Annotated in this window: 19 protein-coding genes; 14 read left to right on the top strand and 5 right to left on the bottom strand. The window is 38.7% G+C overall.

All coding sequences use genetic code 11. The annotated features are described in order from the left end of the window. Positions 1-109: 109 nt before the first annotated feature. The 4 genes from CXF85_RS14150 to CXF85_RS14135 form a co-directional block, all read right to left on the bottom strand. On the bottom strand, positions 110-592 hold the full coding sequence (locus CXF85_RS14150; protein WP_101229293.1) for a glycine zipper 2TM domain-containing protein: 483 nt from the start codon (positions 590-592) through the stop codon (positions 110-112). A 16-nt stretch (positions 593-608) separates the two neighbouring features. Continuing rightward, positions 609-1211 (bottom strand): penicillin-binding protein activator LpoB, encoded by a 603-nt coding sequence (gene lpoB, locus CXF85_RS14145; protein WP_101229292.1) that lies wholly within the window; start codon positions 1209-1211, stop codon positions 609-611. A 198-nt stretch (positions 1212-1409) separates the two neighbouring features. Continuing rightward, on the bottom strand, positions 1410-1889 hold the full coding sequence (locus CXF85_RS14140; protein WP_101229291.1) for a YcfL family protein: 480 nt from the start codon (positions 1887-1889) through the stop codon (positions 1410-1412). 86 nt (positions 1890-1975) lie between these two features. Further along, complete coding sequence (locus CXF85_RS14135; protein ID WP_101229290.1) at positions 1976-3451, bottom strand: COG3014 family protein; 1476 nt, start codon at positions 3449-3451, stop codon at positions 1976-1978. A gap of 783 nt (positions 3452-4234) precedes the next feature. Between CXF85_RS14135 and CXF85_RS14130 the strand changes: the two genes are divergently transcribed. From CXF85_RS14130 to CXF85_RS14105, 6 genes are all read left to right on the top strand, one after another. Beyond that, complete coding sequence (locus CXF85_RS14130; protein WP_101229289.1) at positions 4235-4567, top strand: cupredoxin domain-containing protein; 333 nt, start codon at positions 4235-4237, stop codon at positions 4565-4567. Between the two features lie 264 nt (positions 4568-4831). Next, entirely contained in the window at positions 4832-5278 is a 447-nt protein-coding gene (locus tag CXF85_RS14125) for a c-type cytochrome (RefSeq protein WP_101229288.1), read from the top strand. A gap of 3 nt (positions 5279-5281) precedes the next feature. Further along, positions 5282-6673: a cbb3-type cytochrome c oxidase subunit I gene (locus CXF85_RS14120; RefSeq protein WP_101229287.1), complete on the top strand. Its 1392-nt coding sequence runs from the start codon at positions 5282-5284 to the stop codon at positions 6671-6673. A gap of 364 nt (positions 6674-7037) precedes the next feature. Next, entirely contained in the window at positions 7038-8549 is a 1512-nt protein-coding gene (locus CXF85_RS14115; RefSeq protein WP_101229286.1) for a S10 family peptidase, read from the top strand. Between the two features lie 219 nt (positions 8550-8768). After that, on the top strand, positions 8769-10586 hold the full coding sequence (gene typA / locus CXF85_RS14110; RefSeq protein WP_101229285.1) for a translational GTPase TypA: 1818 nt from the start codon (positions 8769-8771) through the stop codon (positions 10584-10586). A 518-nt stretch (positions 10587-11104) separates the two neighbouring features. Then, complete coding sequence (locus tag CXF85_RS14105; RefSeq protein ID WP_101229284.1) at positions 11105-11287, top strand: hypothetical protein; 183 nt, start codon at positions 11105-11107, stop codon at positions 11285-11287. Between the two features lie 12 nt (positions 11288-11299). On the opposite strand, the gene CXF85_RS14100 is transcribed toward CXF85_RS14105, so the two are convergent. Further along, positions 11300-11524 (bottom strand): hypothetical protein, encoded by a 225-nt coding sequence (locus CXF85_RS14100; protein WP_101229283.1) that lies wholly within the window; start codon positions 11522-11524, stop codon positions 11300-11302. A 107-nt stretch (positions 11525-11631) separates the two neighbouring features. Here CXF85_RS14100 and CXF85_RS14095 point away from each other — a divergent pair, with 107 nt between their 5' ends. The 8 genes from CXF85_RS14095 to rplF all read left to right on the top strand — a co-directional run bounded on the left by CXF85_RS14095 (position 11632) and on the right by rplF (position 15751). Next, complete coding sequence (locus CXF85_RS14095; protein ID WP_232771204.1) at positions 11632-12531, top strand: virulence factor BrkB family protein; 900 nt, start codon at positions 11632-11634, stop codon at positions 12529-12531. Then, positions 12528-12965, top strand: coding sequence for a D-aminoacyl-tRNA deacylase (dtd, locus tag CXF85_RS14090; protein WP_101229282.1), 438 nt, complete (start codon positions 12528-12530; stop codon positions 12963-12965). The genes CXF85_RS14095 and dtd overlap by 4 nt, the downstream gene beginning before the upstream one ends. Positions 12966-13234: 269 nt before the next feature. Further along, positions 13235-13603 carry a 50S ribosomal protein L14 gene (gene rplN, locus CXF85_RS14085; RefSeq protein WP_101229281.1) on the top strand — a complete coding sequence of 123 codons (369 nt, stop codon included), beginning with the start codon at positions 13235-13237 and terminating at the stop codon, positions 13601-13603. A gap of 12 nt (positions 13604-13615) precedes the next feature. Further along, positions 13616-13930, top strand: coding sequence for a 50S ribosomal protein L24 (gene rplX, locus CXF85_RS14080; RefSeq protein ID WP_101229280.1), 315 nt, complete (start codon positions 13616-13618; stop codon positions 13928-13930). 12 nt (positions 13931-13942) lie between these two features. After that, positions 13943-14488 (top strand): 50S ribosomal protein L5, encoded by a 546-nt coding sequence (gene rplE / locus CXF85_RS14075; RefSeq protein WP_101229279.1) that lies wholly within the window; start codon positions 13943-13945, stop codon positions 14486-14488. Between the two features lie 4 nt (positions 14489-14492). Next, positions 14493-14798, top strand: coding sequence for a 30S ribosomal protein S14 (rpsN, locus tag CXF85_RS14070; protein WP_101229278.1), 306 nt, complete (start codon positions 14493-14495; stop codon positions 14796-14798). Between the two features lie 19 nt (positions 14799-14817). Further along, a complete protein-coding gene (rpsH, locus tag CXF85_RS14065; protein WP_101229310.1) occupies positions 14818-15207 on the top strand; it encodes a 30S ribosomal protein S8 in 390 nt (129 codons plus the stop codon). A gap of 10 nt (positions 15208-15217) precedes the next feature. After that, on the top strand, positions 15218-15751 hold the full coding sequence (rplF, locus tag CXF85_RS14060; protein WP_101229277.1) for a 50S ribosomal protein L6: 534 nt from the start codon (positions 15218-15220) through the stop codon (positions 15749-15751). The last annotated feature ends 7 nt before the right edge of the window (positions 15752-15758 follow it).

Below are 15758 nucleotides of genomic sequence, written 5' to 3'. Positions count from 1 at the left end.
GTTTAAGAGACTAAGTGATATGGATCCCCGATCAGAAACACAGGGGATGACGATAAACTTGGCCGGAGACACTATCTCTCACCATTCCCTGAGTATCGTTAGTCCTGTTCTAGAACTGTTTATCTATTCTGACATTGCCATTAGCAAGGTAAACCATTCTTACCGCATCTTGCTGATGAAAGACCATTTGTTGATCATAATCTTGAATCACCATATATTGTTGGCATTGCTTTTCAGCGCAGTCAACTTCTATCATTAACTCGACTAAACGTACAGTTACCGTTTTAGCTTGGCTTCGGTTGTTGGCCATTTTACCACCGATGACAGCGCCTAATACCGTGGCTATGTCACGACCACTACCGCCACCAAATTGATTGCCTATGGCGCCGCCAACTAGTGCGCCACCAAAGGTTTTCCAACCGCTATTTTTATCTTGGATAAGTTCTTCTTGGCTAATGTTTCGAGTAGAAATGACTGACCCAAAGAGTACCTTTTCAACAGGTACGGCTTTGTTTCTGTCATAGTCTGCATCAGCCGAATAACTAAATAATAAAGTGAGCAGGGTTAAACATGTTATTAATAACGATTTCATACGTGCTCCTCATTAGCTACCAGCTAACGAATTCTTTGCCTTTGGTTTTACGGATTTCTGTTTCATCAGCCCATTCGACTAAGCCACTTTCTAGATCCATTAAACGTAGGGTAAATTTGTAATAAACATCAGACTGATCTTTATTAGATTTAACGATGCTGGCTAGGTTGCCATAAAGCATGTATTGAGCACCTACTTGTTTACCAAACTGCATGGCTTTAGCTGAATCGACCATACCGCTGTTTTGTTGGTAATCAAGCTGCTTGCGTGCTGCTTCTACTCGGCCCATGTCTACGAATCTGAATTTACCAGAACGAAGTAATTTGGTAGAGATAGAGTCAGTAATTGATTCGGTATCAATATGCTCACTGGTTTTGTTCTTGATACTTTCTACAAACATAATAGGGCGTGTGTTTGCTGTTAACGTACCAACGACAGGAGATAATAATAATGAGTCAGTCATTTGACCGGCAACTTTTTGTAGGTCAGTAGAGCCGAAGCTAATATCCGTTGTTTCTACTTCGTTTGCATCGCCATAGCGTACTACCGATTTATTGGTACAGCCGGCAACAAGGGTAAGTGTTAGTGCAACACTGGTAATCATAATAAGTTTTTTCATAGGTTTTTCCTTTAATATTGATTATTTACTATTGAGAGTGTTTATTTAGTATTTCTAAATCGTTTATTTTTCAATGCGCCTAATCCATATACACGGCCTAATTCGTCATACCCGAAGTGTTTTGTCGGGTATCCAGTTTTAGTGATATGGATTTCCGCCTAGAGATCGCGGAAATGACGTGATTTTCTGTAATATTAATTAAAATTTAAAAAACTTCTCAGGTACTTCACGAACATAGAGACTAAACGATGCTACGTGAGTTGTTGGTGCTAATCCTGGTACTGTCGCTGTTTGCATGCCATGTAAGTCGAGTGGCTGCCAAGGGCTTTTACCTGCTTCTATCACAAAGCCGTCTATATCAAACCAAGTAAATTGATACTGCAGTTTGAGTGTTTTTTTATAGCTGCTGGTGAGCGATAAATTAATTTCGAGCAGGTCATTGTTTGTTCTAGAGCGGATGTCGCTGATATGAAGCTTCTTACCTAACTCTGGGTTATGCACCTGTAAATGTTGTTCGAATTTTTGCCATGGGGCTATTTGTTCGCTGCCCATGCCAGAGGTCACTGGTGGGATATTCTTGCAACCACTGATCAGTAATATTGTGGTTAATGTTGCCACTAACAGCGCAGAGCGTTTTGATTTAGATATGGCTGCTGTAATAGATGTCACTTTTTTCATTTGAGTACTCCATAATTTAACAGGGCGATGTTTATTACTAACGCCTAACGTTAATGTTTAAATTAACCTTTAGTGAGCCGTGCAGTTTACAGGTTCATACTCTGGTAATTGATATAACTACCGATTGACGTTAATTTTACTAAGGTTTGCCTGTCTTCGTTAATTTCAACGGTGATAGTTCGATGACTACCGTTGATGTTTAATTCTAGTTCGTGTTGACCTGGCGCTAAGTCTAGTCGTAATACATGAATGCTATCGGGTAGTGTACTCCAGCTTCGGGTATCTGCTTTTTCTGATGCTAAATTGTATAGGCCGGCTAGAATGTTGCCGACATCACCACCTTTGCGGCTCATTTGTTGCCTAATTTCTTCTTTCGCCACCAGTCGTACCACTTGTCGGGTGACTATTGCAGGCATTTCATCTTGTAACTGCTTGGCTGCAAGCGATTGCAGTCGAACAATTTCATTGGATTGATAGGTTTTTCCTTGGTAGTTTAATGAAAGGCCTGAATATTGGCGTAAGCGGTTTTGATAACTAGGTAAGGCTACACTGTAAAAGCGCATGTCGTTATGGCTAGTAAAAATAGGTAGGTGGATAGATACTTCTTGTTTACTTGGGATGATGCCTTGCTCTACCAGAACAACTAACTGGCCACTTTGTGCTGCGTTTTCTTGATTGCGATTATTTAAGGTATTGCTTGAGGTATTGCTTTGGGCATCGGCTTTAGTGATATTGCTTGAAAAGCGTTTGCTAAATAACTGAATATCGTTGTTCATACCTAGTTTATTGGCTAATCGCCAAACATCTTGTTGCACTGTTATGTTGTGCGGATAAATTTCTAACGCTTTTTTATAGTCAATATACGCATCATTGGCTTGCCCTACGGCTTCATAAAGTATGCCTGATAAATAAAAGGTGTACGCATTTTGAAAACCATTTTTTACTTCACCAATAGCAGCATTCATTGATGGATATTTACTGGCTAAATTTTCAGGGCTAAGGCCTTTTTTCGCCATTTTATTCAGGGCATCATTAAGTGATGCTTGATTGGCTTTTAAGGCTTTATTTTGTACCAAGTTAGCACGTCGTATTTCAACTAAGGCACCTGATATATCATTTTTATTTAGGTAATTGAGGGCTTGATAACAATGCAGCATGCTTTGTTCATAGTAGGGAATGTCGTATCGCGTTGCATTGTCGTTACTGACTATTGCAGTAACATTTTCTACGCCACGGCTTAGTTGAATTTTCGCGGCTTGCTCTGCTTGCTGAACTTGTCGGTATACCAGGGCAAAGTCTTGCTTACTTTCTTCGTGTTTGCTGGCGAGAAACTCTAATCTGGCTTTTTCTAATAAACTTAAGCCGTAACTGCCATTACTTTCACTGCGCTCAGGTATTAATGATAGCGCTTGCTCGAAATTACCTTGCTGCTGGGCATTTTTTACCCCTTGCATTTGTTTGTTGTAGTTACTAAATAAGTCACCAAATGATGTGCCAGCACAAGCGCTTAGCGTTAATGTAAGTAGTATGACTATCGTAGTTTTTAAAGGAATATTTAGCATTTTATTAGCTTATATTGTTACAAGTAGATAGCAAGATGAACTCTGTATAAAAAATGTAAGTTATTGCAATGTGGGTTAACGATTGCCTATAAGCCTGATCTGGAATAAATCAGCCATTTTTAAAGAAAGATACAATCTAATCAGGATTTAAGTTTAATTTGACATTAATTGTCGTTGGATGAGCGAATAACCGTGAAGCTGTCATCTTCGTGGTGTTTTAATCGAAGATCCATAAGTTCAAAAGCTGGATTCAGGAGAATATGCATCCTACATTCTCTAATAAGTAGCATCCATGCCACGTTCGATCAGAGACTTCGAGAATGACGAATTTAGGATAAATGCTTGGTTAGATATTTGAGAATGATGGATAGACGTTGGATGAGCGAATAACCGTGAAGCTGTCATCTTCGAGGTGTTTTAATCGAAGACCCATTGTCTTTTAGAAACTGGATCCAGGAGAATATGCTCTTGCATTCTCTAATAAGGTGCGTCCTGTACAGTCCGCATTATCTTCATAAGTGGCACTCATGCCATAAGGCACAAGCGGAATAAATTCCCGCCTACGGGAGTGACGGTTAATAGGTTTGGTGTACTTGCGGATAAAATGTTACTGGTAGATGGTTGGGGCTCAGCCGCTGATTTGCTAATAAGTAGCATCCATGCCATAAGGCACAAGCGCGAATAAATTCCCGCCTACGAGAATGACGGATTAAGTCCATTCGATTGTAAGTGTGTGGTAACAATTTTTAATGAACTTCCCTTCGATTAAATAAGGATAAACAGATGATGAATAAACGAGTGTGGTTATGTGTCGTTGTAAGTGTGTTGTTTTCAACAAGCCAAGCACAAGCAAAGGATGTCATTGTTGAAATATACAAAAAACAGTTTATGCCTAGTGAAATTATTATTGAGGCTGGCGATAGGGTGATATGGAAAAATATTGAGAAGCGTCAATATCATAATGTTTGGTTTAAAGGCTCAGGTGAAGAAGAGCCAGATTACTTTTTTCCTGATGAAAGTTATCAACGTATCTTTGATCAATTAGGCACTTTTTCTTATGAATGTGGCCCACATCCTAAGATGAAAGGTAGGGTTATTGTTAAGAATGCAGAGTAATAACCTTAATCTAATTGTGGTGTAAATGTTGTTTTTAAGTGGCTATGACCTTATTTTACATGAGGTTATAGCCGTTTTGTTTGATGAAATGAGTTAGCAATAAACGTCGCTTGTTTGATGTAGCGCAAAGTTAATTCTAATTATGTAACGATTTATTACAAGTCCTTGAAAACTTGATTTCCATCAAGTCACCTATCTTACATCCTCGCTATGATTCATTTGCTTTTAACACTTACGCATGAACTATTTCATTAAGGAAACACCATGTCAGAGAGCTTTACTAAAGGCATGGCAAGGAATATTTATTACGGAGGAAGTATTTTCTTCTTCTTAATATTCTTAGCTTTGACTTTTCACACAGTAAAAGAGATGCCCAAAAGGGATAATCGAGAAAACATTACCGAAGCAGTTGAACGCGGTAAACACTTATGGGAAAAAAATAACTGTATTGGTTGTCATACACTTATTGGTGAAGGCGCGTATTTTGCTCCAGAGCTAATGAACGTTTTTGACCGTCGCGGCGGTGGTAATGAAGCTGGCTTTAAGGCTTTCTTAAATGGTTGGATGAATGCTCAACCATTAAACATTCCAGGTCGTCGTCAAATGCCTAACTTCCACTTAAATGACCAAGAAATTGATGATTTAGCTGAGTTCCTTATATGGACTTCTAGGCTAGACGCCAATAACTGGCCACCAAACATTGAGGGGTAGGGTGTGAATACTTTAAAATATCAATCACAATCCGTAGCAAAACCTTATTTTATTTTCGCTATGATCTTGTTTGTAGGCCAAATATTATTTGGTCTTATCATGGGCTTGCAATATGTAGTAGGTGACTTTTTAGGTGGATTAATCCCCTTTAACGTTGCTCGTATGGTACATACCAACCTATTAATTGTTTGGTTACTCTTTGGTTTTATGGGGGCTGCTTATTATCTGGTGCCTGAAGAAGCAGAAACTGAGCTGTACAGTCCTAAATTAGCTATTATTCTCTTTTGGATATTTGCAGCAGCAGGCGTACTAACTATTTTAGGTTACTTATTGGTACCTTATTCTACGCTAGCTGATCTTACTCTTAACCACCTATGGCCAACAATGGGTCGTGAGTTTCTAGAGCAGCCAACGATTACCAAAATAGGTATTGTTGTTGTCTGTTTAGGTTTCTTATTCAACCTAGGTATGACTATCTTAAAAGGTCGTAAAACTGCCATTAACATGGTGATGATGACTGGATTAATTGGTTTAGCAGTATTCTTCTTATTCGCTTTTTATAACCCAACTAACTTAGCCTTAGATAAGTACTTCTGGTGGTTTGTCGTTCATTTATGGGTAGAAGGTGTTTGGGAATTAATCATGGGCGCAATCTTGGCTTATGTATTAATTAAAGTTACCGGTGTTGACCGTGAAGTAATAGAAAAATGGTTATATGTGATTATCGCTATGGCGCTTATCTCAGGTATCTTAGGTACTGGCCATCACTTCTACTGGTTAATGACACCTGAATATTGGCAGTGGGTTGGTTCTATTTTCTCAGCACTTGAACCACTTCCTTTCTTCGCAATGGTACTGTATGCATTTAATATGGTTAACCGTCGTCGTCGTGAACATCCTAATAAAGCTGCTACATTGTGGGCATTAGGTACTGCGGTAATGGCATTCTTAGGTGCTGGTGTATGGGGTTTCTTACATACATTATCATTTGTTAACTACTATACGCATGGTTCACAAATTACAGCAGCTCACGGACACATGGCTTTCTATGGCGCCTATGCAATGATTGTTATGACAATCATCTCTTATGCAATGCCTAAGTTACGTGGTATTGGTGAAGCTAACTGTAATAAAGCACAAGTTGTTGAAATGTGGGGCTTCTGGTTAATGACAGTCGCTATGGTATTCATCACTTTATTCTTAACGGGTGCTGGTATCCTACAAGTGTGGTTACAACGTTTACCTGAGTCTGGTGAAGCGTTAAGCTTTATGGCAACTCAAGATAAATTAGCCATATTTTACTGGTTACGTGAAATTGCTGGGGTAATCTTCCTATTAGGTTTGATTTCTTACTTAACTAGCTTCTTCATTACAGAGAAAAAAGCTACCGCTTAATTACTCGTAAGATGTAATTATCAATAGCTGAAGTATCAAGCCGTGGCCCAAGGATCACGGCTTTTTTTTACATGTTTTTTAGACTGCCTAAGTGTTATTTATTAGTGATTATGCCTGGCATATGTTTTTATGATACTGCAAGGCTACAATTTATAACTATCATTCCCCCTTATTTCATCCTATTTTATCTTCACTTTGCCGAAAACAGTTTTATCCTATCGATAGTAGCTGTTATTTTGCATCTATCTCAATTTAGAAATACTAATTCAAATATACCTAACCTGATGAGGATTTAATTATCTCTACTTCAACCGTTAAAAAATTTATCAATAAACATAAAAGCTTAAGCTTTGTTGTTCCTGTTATGGTGATGTTCAGTTTATCATCTAGCACTGTGTTAGCTGAAACACAGCCTAGCCAACAGCCAAGTAATCATGAGCGTAAGCTGGTTATTGATGCCAAAAACGTCACAAAACACAGCACTAAAGTTAATGGTGAAAAGTTTAAGTATACTGCTACCACTGGAACTCAACCCGTTTGGGATGAAGAGGGCAACCCAACGGCCAGTTTGTTTTATACGTATTATCAGCGTAGCGATGTAAAAGATACCGCTAAGCGTCCATTGGTTATTTCCTTTAATGGTGGGCCTGGTTCAGCTTCTGTATGGATGCATGTGGCTTATACTGGTCCTAGAGTATTAAATGTTGATGATGAAGGTTATCCATTACAGCCTTATGGCGTAAAAACAAACCCTTATTCAATTTTAGATGTAGCAGATATTGTTTTTGTTAACCCGGTAAATACGGGGTATTCACGTGTTTTACCAGGCAAAGACGGTAAAATGCCAAGTAAAGAGCAACAAAAGAAAATGTTCTTTGGCGTAAATGCCGATGTTAAATATTTAGCCGAGTGGGTTAATACTTTTGTAAGCCGTAATAATCGCTGGCGTTCACCTAAATATTTAATTGGTGAAAGCTATGGCACTACGCGTGTTGCAGGTTTAGCGAAAGAGCTACAAGAGCGCCAATGGATGTACGTTAATGGCGTAATTTTAGTTTCACCGACTGATATTGGTATCAAACGAGACGGGCCAGTTAAAACGGCTAATAGATTACCTTACTTTGCAGCAGCGGCTTGGTATCACAAAGCCTTAACACCAGCACTTCAACAGAAACCATTAAAGGAATTACTGGCAGAAGTTGAAACTTATACTATTAGCGAATATTTACCCGCTTTAGCGAAAGGTGGTTTTATTTCAGCGCAAGAGAAGCAAGTAATTGCTGAGCAAGTGGCTAGATATTCTGGTTTATCGGTAACAGCGGTTATTGATAATAATTTAGATGTTGATAATAATTTTTTCTGGAAAGAGTTATTACGTGATAGAAAACAAACAATCGGCCGTTTAGATTCTCGTTATTTAGGTATTGATAAAAAAGTTGCTGGTTCGCGTCCTGATTATAACGCTGAATTAAGCTCGTGGTTACACAGTTTCACTCCGGCGATTAATTATTACTTGCGTGAAGAGTTAGCGTATAAAACAGACATTAAATACAATATGTTTGGTAATGTTCACCCGTGGGACCGCACAGGCAATAAAACAGGTGAAGGTCTACGTTCAGCGATGGCACAAAATCCTTATTTACAAGTGATGATTCAATCTGGTTATTTTGATGGTGCGACTAACTATTTTGATGCTAAATATACGTTATGGCAATTAGACCCAAGTGGGTTAATGAAAGACCGCTTATCATTTAAAGGTTATGAAAGTGGCCATATGATGTATTTGCGACATGAAGACTTACGAGATGCTAATCAAGATATTCGTGACTTTATTAAGCAAAGTCTGCCTGCTAAGGGCCAAGCGGCTAAGTACTAAACTATTCTAGCTAAATTACCTTGTGTAAATAAAAAGCTTACTCAAACATTTGAGTGAGCTTTTTTGCTAAATACAGCCATGGATAAGATAAATAAATGCAGATTTTGGATATATTGTTTTCTTTTTAGGCTAAATAGCCGTATAATGCGCGCCCAATTATAGCCCTATTGTTGATCTACCTAAGGTAGCAATAAACGATAGTAACAGCGAGTAAAGCCTGTGTTAGATAAATTAAGAAACGTGGCAATCATTGCCCACGTTGACCACGGAAAAACCACTTTAGTTGATAAATTATTAGAGCAGTCTGGTACTCTAGATACGCGTGGCGGTCTAGAAGAACGTACAATGGATTCGAATGATATCGAAAAAGAACGTGGTATCACAATCTTAGCTAAAAACACGGCTGTTAACTGGAACGGCTACCGTGTAAACATCGTAGATACTCCTGGCCATGCTGATTTTGGTGGTGAAGTTGAGCGTGTAATGTCAATGGTAGATTCAGTTTTACTTATTGTTGATGCACAAGAAGGCCCTATGCCACAAACGCGTTTCGTAACGAAAAAAGCGTTTGCTCAAGGCTTAAAGCCAATTGTTGTAATTAACAAAGTTGATAAGCCTGGTTCTCGTCCTGATTGGGTTATGGACCAAGTTTTTGAATTGTTTGATAACCTTGGCGCGACAGATGAACAGCTTGACTTTAAAGTTGTTTACGCTTCAGCAATCAATGGTTGGGCTTCGTTAGAAGAAGGCGTTGTTGGCACTGACATGACTCCTTTATTTGATACTATTCTTAAAGAAGTTCCACAGCCAATCGCTGATCCAGAGGGTGCATTCCAAATGCAAATCTCTCAGCTTGATTACAACTCGTACTTAGGTGTAATTGGCGTTGGTCGTATTACCCGTGGTTCTGTTAAGCCGAACCAACAAGTAACTATACAATTAGCAAACGGCGGCGTTCATAACGCTAAAGTTGGTAAAGTATTTGGTTACTTAGGCCTAGAACGTCTTGATATCGCTGAAGGTTTTGCTGGCGACATTATTGCACTTACTGGTTTAGGCGAATTAAAGATTTCTGATACGGTTTGTTGTCCAACAGAAGTGGAAGGTTTACCGGCACTATCTGTTGATGAACCTACTATCAACATGACTTTCCAAGTAAACACTTCACCATTTTGTGGTAAAGAAGGTAAGTATGTTACTTCACGTAACATCAAAGACCGTTTAGAGAAAGAATTGATTCATAACGTTGCTTTACGTGTTGAACAACTTGCAGATGCTGATAAATTTAAAGTATCAGGTCGTGGCGAGCTTCACTTAGGCATCTTAATTGAAAACATGCGTCGTGAAGGTTTTGAATTAGCTGTATCACGTCCAGAAGTTATCATTCGTGAAATAGATGGTCAGTTACAAGAACCTTATGAAAACGTAACTATTGATGTTGAAGAACAACATCAAGGTCCTATCATGGAAAAGATGGGCATTCGTAAAGCTGAATTAACTGATATGGCACCAGATGGTACTGGTCGTATCCGTATGGATTTCATCATGCCTAGCCGTGGTTTAATCGGTTTCCAAACTGAATTCATGACATTAACGTCAGGTTCTGGTTTGATTTACCATACATTCTTCGAATACGGACCTCACAAGGGTGGCGAAATTGGCCAACGTAAAAATGGCGTAATGATTGGTAATGCTACTGGTAAAGCATTAACAAACGCTATCTTTAACTTACAATCTCGTGGTCGTATGTTGATCGGACATGGTGTTGATATTTATGAAGGTCAAGTAATTGGTATTCATAGCCGTGATAACGATTTAACTGTAAACGCTCTTAAAGGTAAGCAGTTAACTAACGTTCGTTCATCAGGTACTGATGAAGCACAAACACTTACGCCACCTATTGTTATGTCTTTAGAGCAAGCATTAGAATTTATCGATAACGATGAATTGGTAGAAGTAACACCAGAAAGCATTCGTATACGTAAAAAATTCTTGAAAGAGAATGATCGTAAACGCGAAGGTCGTGGTGTTAAATAATTACTAACTCACTTTTGTGAGTTAATATTTAAAAAGCCCTTATTGCGAAAGTGATAGGGGCTTTTTTGTGACTATTATTTATACCAATTCCATTAAGTTATTGACCACTTGTACTGGCTAAAATTCTCCATGACGGCGTTGCTTTCAATCCCAATAGCCAGCTATTGGTCAATCAAGCGCCTTGCCCTGAAATATTTTTACGTCGTACAACAAGATCCGAAACTTATCGGAATTGGTATTAGTGATAAAAATAATAGTCAGAAAATGGTATATAAATGGCAAATATAGTTTGTAAGACATATCTGCAATTGTTGTCCGTTGTAGCAACAATATCTTTGTTCCTCTACTAGTAAGTCATTGTTTACTTATTTAAAAAACAAAATAACAAGAATGTTATTAATATTTTGTTACTTCTTACGAAAAAATATAAAAGCAAGGGAGGTATTTTGTAACTACGCTTAGGGACATCAAGCAGCAAGTAACTTACCGCTGTTTTTCAAATCAAAAGGAATTGCATTATGTCTCCATCACAATTGAAAAAACTTCAAGAGCTTAGTCAGATATTTAGTCAAGGTAAAGCGAACCCTAAACAGATCCAGCAACTTTCAGCTTTGCTAGCGCAAATTAATCTTTATGATGAAGAGGAGCAAGCGGCAGAAAGTGCCAAGGTTAGTTTTATTGCAGCCCCTCGCTTTGGTTAACATTGAGACACACTAACCATTCTCTTGATAAGTCGCAGCATCTATAATTGACCACAAATGAAATATTCCAGCAATAATTGCTGGAATAACCATCCACCAAAGTGCATAGCCCCCGACACAGACAATAGCAAAAATTAATGCAGCCATTAACCTACCTTGTACTAATTGCCCTAACCCTGGGAAAAATACGTTACATATAGCGGCAATTACATTGCCCGCAGAACCTCGACTAGCCATCAGTCACTCCTAAATTATTTTATGAACACCAGCATAAGCTAGCTTATTAATGTGGCCTATCTTAATATATGCGCTATCTTAGCGAAATCAGTAAATTGTTAACAAATATGAGTTTATTCAAAGAAACATTAATTAGTAAATATTGGCAAGAACATAAAGGGTTGTTATTTTATTTTATTCGCCGAGTTAAACGTGAACAAATACAAGTGGTAGCAGGCTATTTATCTTATGTTTGCTTAATGTCTTTAGTACCTTTGATTGTTGTCATGTTTTCGGTAATGACAGCATTTCCTCTTTTTGCTGAATTACAGGAGCATATAGAACAATTTGTTTATCAAAATTTCGTACCGTCAGCAGGCGATGTGCTTCAGCAATATTTAACTGGCTTTGTTGATAATGCCTCTAAAATGTCGGCGGTCGCGATATCGTTTTTGTTTGTCGCGGCTCTTCTGTTAATTTCATCTATTGATACTACCTTTAATAAAATTTGGCGAGTAACAGATAAACGCCGAAGTATTACGTCGTTTGCTATGTATTGGATGGTCTTAACGCTTGGTCCGATATTAGTCGGCGCAAGTATTGCGTTATCTTCTTATATGGTTTCTCTTGTCGCAGTTGATGAGTATGATGTATTAGGACTATTTGATATCTTTTTACGCTTATTGCCGCTGCTTTCTTCTATTATCGCTTTCATCATCCTTTATATAGCAGTACCCAATAAAGCGGTACCTTTTAAATTTGCTTTATCGGGTGCTATTGTTGCCGGTGTTTTATTCGAGCTCGCTAAAAAAGCGTTTGCACTCTATATAACCGCTTTTCCTTCATACCAAGTCATCTATGGCGCACTGGCCGCAATTCCTATTATATTTTTATGGGTTTATGTTTCTTGGCTTATTGTGCTTACCGGTGCCTTAATAACAGTGTCGTTACAAGAGCATGCAATGTTGAAAGAGCAAAAACCGAAAGAGGGCAGTAAGCCACAAGACAACGATGAGAAAATATTATGATCGCTTTAATGCAACGTGTCAGCCAAGCAAGTGTCACGGTTGACGGAACAATCATTGGCCAAATTGAAAAAGGCTTATTAGTTTTCCTTGCTATTGAGCCATTAGATACAGAACAAAAGGCAAAGCGCTTAGCTGAGCGTGTCGCAGGTTATCGACTTTTTAATGATGATAATGACAAGATGAACTTAAATGTTAAACAAGCAGGCGGCGAACTCTTAGTTATTTCACAATTTACCTTAGCTGCAGATACTTCAAGTGGTATGCGCCCCAGCTTTACATCGGCGGCAAAACCAGAGTTTAGTAATCACCTCTATCAGTATTTTGTTAGTCAATTACGCGACAAAGGTTTTGAAATACCGACAGGGGAGTTTGGTGCTGATATGCAGGTTGCGTTGATTAATGATGGCCCCGTTACTTTTACTTTAACAATCTAGTCGAGCAGGGCACTGTTTATTTTTTAGCTAATTAAACTATCTCTTTTAGATTAGTGGTGTTATAATCTCGCGCCCGTTAAGTTTGAGTTGTGACGTTAATGCCTAAGTAATGTTTAAACATTGTTTAAGTAATGTCTAAATTCTAACCGAAATGGGAGTCTTTCAAAAGGCAGTGACGGGTCGATTTTTGGCCTTAAATTTTATATTATCTTATTGTTTATCTTGTATTTTGCAAGATTTAGAAAAAAGATAACAATGGAGCAAAATCAATGATCCAAATGCAATCACAGCTGAATGTTGCTGATAACAGTGGCGCTAAGCGTGTTCAATGTATAAAGGTTCTTGGTGGCTCGCACCGTCGCTATGCACGCATTGGTGATATCATCAAAGTTGCCGTAAAGGAAGCAAGTCCTCGCGGTAAAGTAAAAAAAGGTGATGTTCACACTGCGGTAGTGGTGCGCACTAAGAAAGGTGTTCGTCGTACAGATGGTTCTGCTATCCGTTTCGATGAAAACGCGGCTGTAATGTTAAATGCTAACTTACAACCAATTGGTACTCGTATTTTCGGGCCTGTGACACGTGAACTTCGTAATGAAAAATTTATGAAGATCGTATTATTAGCACCAGAAGTACTATAAGGAGTCACGATAATGGCATCTAAAATTCGTCGTGATGATGAAGTAATTATACTTGCAGGTAAAGACAAGGGCAAAACTGGTAAAGTTACCAAAGTTCTTGTTGAAGACGGCAAAGTATTCGTAGAAGGTATTAACCTAATCAAGAAACACACTAAGCCTGTACCTCAGTTACAGCAGCCTGGTGGGATTGTTGAGAAAGAAGCACCTTTACAAGTTTCCAACGTAGCGATACTTAACTCGGCAACGGGTAAAGCAGATCGTGTTGGTTTTAGAATTGAAGACGGCAAAAAAGTACGTTTTTTCAAATCTAATAACGAATTAATTTAATTGGAGTAAACGATGGCGAAACTGCATGATTTATATAAAGATACAGTTGTAGCTGAATTGCAAAAGCAATTTGGTTATAAAAGTGTCATGCAAGTCCCTCGGATTGAAAAGATCACCCTTAATATGGGTGTTGGTGAAGCTATTTCTGATAAAAAAGTTTTAGAACACGCCACAAATGATCTTACTGCAATCTCAGGGCAAAAGCCGATCACGACAGTGGCACGCAAATCAGTTGCGGGCTTCAAAATTCGTGAAGGCTACCCTATTGGTACGAAAGTAACTCTACGCGGCGAACGTATGTGGGAATTTTTAGAGCGTTTAATTTCGATCTCTATTCCTCGTATCCGTGACTTCCGTGGCTTAAATCCTAAGTCATTCGATGGTCGTGGTAACTACAGCATGGGCGTTCGTGAGCAAATCATCTTCCCTGAAATCGAATACGATAAAATCGATAAGATTCGCGGATTAGATATCACTATTACTACTAGCGCGAAAGATAACGAAGAAGGACTAGCACTATTGTCCGCCTTTGAATTCCCGTTCAAGAAGAAGGTGTAGAGTTATGGCTAAAACGTCAATGAAAGCTCGTGAAGCTAAAAGAACCAAGTTAGTAGCACAATATGCTGAAAAGCGTGCTGCATTAAAAGCAATCATTTCAAGCGCAGAATCTTCTGAAGAAGCTCGCTGGGAAGCTGTATTGAAACTTCAAAGTTTACCTCGTGATTCGAGCAGTAGTCGTCAACGTAACCGTTGTAACATTACTGGACGTCCACATGGATACTTACGCAAATTTGGTTTGAGCCGTATTAAATTACGCGAAACTATGATGCGCGGTGAAGTTCCAGGTCTGAAGAAAGCTAGTTGGTAATTCACGGGAGTAAATGGTTATGATGACTGATCCTATCGCGGACATGTTTACACGCATCCGCAACGGTCAAACTGCAGCAAAAGTTGCAGTATTAATGCCATCTTCAAAAGTTAAAGTTGCAATTGCTACTTTACTTAAAGAAGAAGGTTATATTTCAGAGTTTTCAGTAACAGGCGAAGTTAAACCTGAACTTGCTGTAACTTTAAAGTATTTTGAAGGTAAAGAAGTAATCGAAAAGATCAAACGTGTATCACGTCCTGGTCTTCGTATATACAAAAGCTGTGATGAACTTCCTAAAGTTCTTGCAGGTATGGGTATTGCGATCATTTCGACTTCTAAAGGTTTGATGACTGATCGCGCCGCTCGCAATGCGGGTATTGGCGGTGAAGTTCTTGGTTTCGTAGAGTAAGGAGAATAATATGTCTCGTGTTGCAAAAGCACCTGTCGTTGTTCCTGCTGGCGTTACCATTACGTTATCAGGTCAAGACATTACAGTTAAAGGTCCAGTAGGCGAATTATCTCGCACGATCCATAGTGACGTTGTTGTTTCTCAAGAAGAAAACAACATCATTACTAATATCGTTGCTGATGTTAAAGGCGCTTGGGCTCAAGCCGGTACTACACGTGCTTTAATCAATAATATGGTTGAAGGTGTTAGTAAAGGTTTCGAAAAGAAATTAGTTTTACAAGGTGTTGGTTACCGTGCTAAATCTGCAGGCAAGTCTTTAGACTTATCTTTAGGTTTCTCACACCCAATTAAACATGCAATTCCTGAAGGAATTACTTGTGAAACTCCTAGCCAGACTGAAATCACTCTGAAAGGTTGTGATAAGCATTTAGTTGGCCAAACCGCTGCGAACATTCGTGCATACCGTAAACCTGAGCCTTATAAAGGTAAAGGTGTTCGTTATGTTGATGAATACGTTCGTCGTAAAGAAGCTAAGAAGAAGTAGGGTAACA

The organism is Colwellia sp. 75C3 (genome assembly GCF_002836255.1).
Taxonomy (GTDB): Bacteria; Pseudomonadota; Gammaproteobacteria; order Enterobacterales; family Alteromonadaceae; genus Colwellia.
This window is presented reverse-complemented; position numbering and strand designations above follow the sequence as displayed.

Bases quoted from the DNA above. Each gene is read 5' to 3' on its own strand.
- rplN (WP_101229281.1), top strand. From the start codon at position 13,235: ATGATCCAAATGCAATCACAGCTGAATGTTGCTGATAACAGTGGCGCT.
- CXF85_RS14135 (WP_101229290.1), bottom strand. From the start codon at position 3,451: ATGCTAAATATTCCTTTAAAAACTACGATAGTCATACTACTTACATTA.
- rplE (WP_101229279.1), top strand. From the start codon at position 13,943: ATGGCGAAACTGCATGATTTATATAAAGATACAGTTGTAGCTGAATTG.
- CXF85_RS14150 (WP_101229293.1), bottom strand. From the start codon at position 592: ATGAAATCGTTATTAATAACATGTTTAACCCTGCTCACTTTATTATTT.
- CXF85_RS14140 (WP_101229291.1), bottom strand. From the start codon at position 1,889: ATGAAAAAAGTGACATCTATTACAGCAGCCATATCTAAATCAAAACGC.
- rplF (WP_101229277.1), top strand. From the start codon at position 15,218: ATGTCTCGTGTTGCAAAAGCACCTGTCGTTGTTCCTGCTGGCGTTACC.
- CXF85_RS14130 (WP_101229289.1), top strand. From the start codon at position 4,235: ATGATGAATAAACGAGTGTGGTTATGTGTCGTTGTAAGTGTGTTGTTT.
- rpsN (WP_101229278.1), top strand. From the start codon at position 14,493: ATGGCTAAAACGTCAATGAAAGCTCGTGAAGCTAAAAGAACCAAGTTA.
- CXF85_RS14105 (WP_101229284.1), top strand. From the start codon at position 11,105: ATGTCTCCATCACAATTGAAAAAACTTCAAGAGCTTAGTCAGATATTT.
- CXF85_RS14115 (WP_101229286.1), top strand. From the start codon at position 7,038: ATGGTGATGTTCAGTTTATCATCTAGCACTGTGTTAGCTGAAACACAG.
- rpsH (WP_101229310.1), top strand. From the start codon at position 14,818: ATGATGACTGATCCTATCGCGGACATGTTTACACGCATCCGCAACGGT.
- dtd (WP_101229282.1), top strand. From the start codon at position 12,528: ATGATCGCTTTAATGCAACGTGTCAGCCAAGCAAGTGTCACGGTTGAC.
- CXF85_RS14125 (WP_101229288.1), top strand. From the start codon at position 4,832: ATGTCAGAGAGCTTTACTAAAGGCATGGCAAGGAATATTTATTACGGA.
- CXF85_RS14100 (WP_101229283.1), bottom strand. From the start codon at position 11,524: ATGGCTAGTCGAGGTTCTGCGGGCAATGTAATTGCCGCTATATGTAAC.
- lpoB (WP_101229292.1), bottom strand. From the start codon at position 1,211: ATGAAAAAACTTATTATGATTACCAGTGTTGCACTAACACTTACCCTT.
- rplX (WP_101229280.1), top strand. From the start codon at position 13,616: ATGGCATCTAAAATTCGTCGTGATGATGAAGTAATTATACTTGCAGGT.
- CXF85_RS14095 (WP_232771204.1), top strand. From the start codon at position 11,632: ATGAGTTTATTCAAAGAAACATTAATTAGTAAATATTGGCAAGAACAT.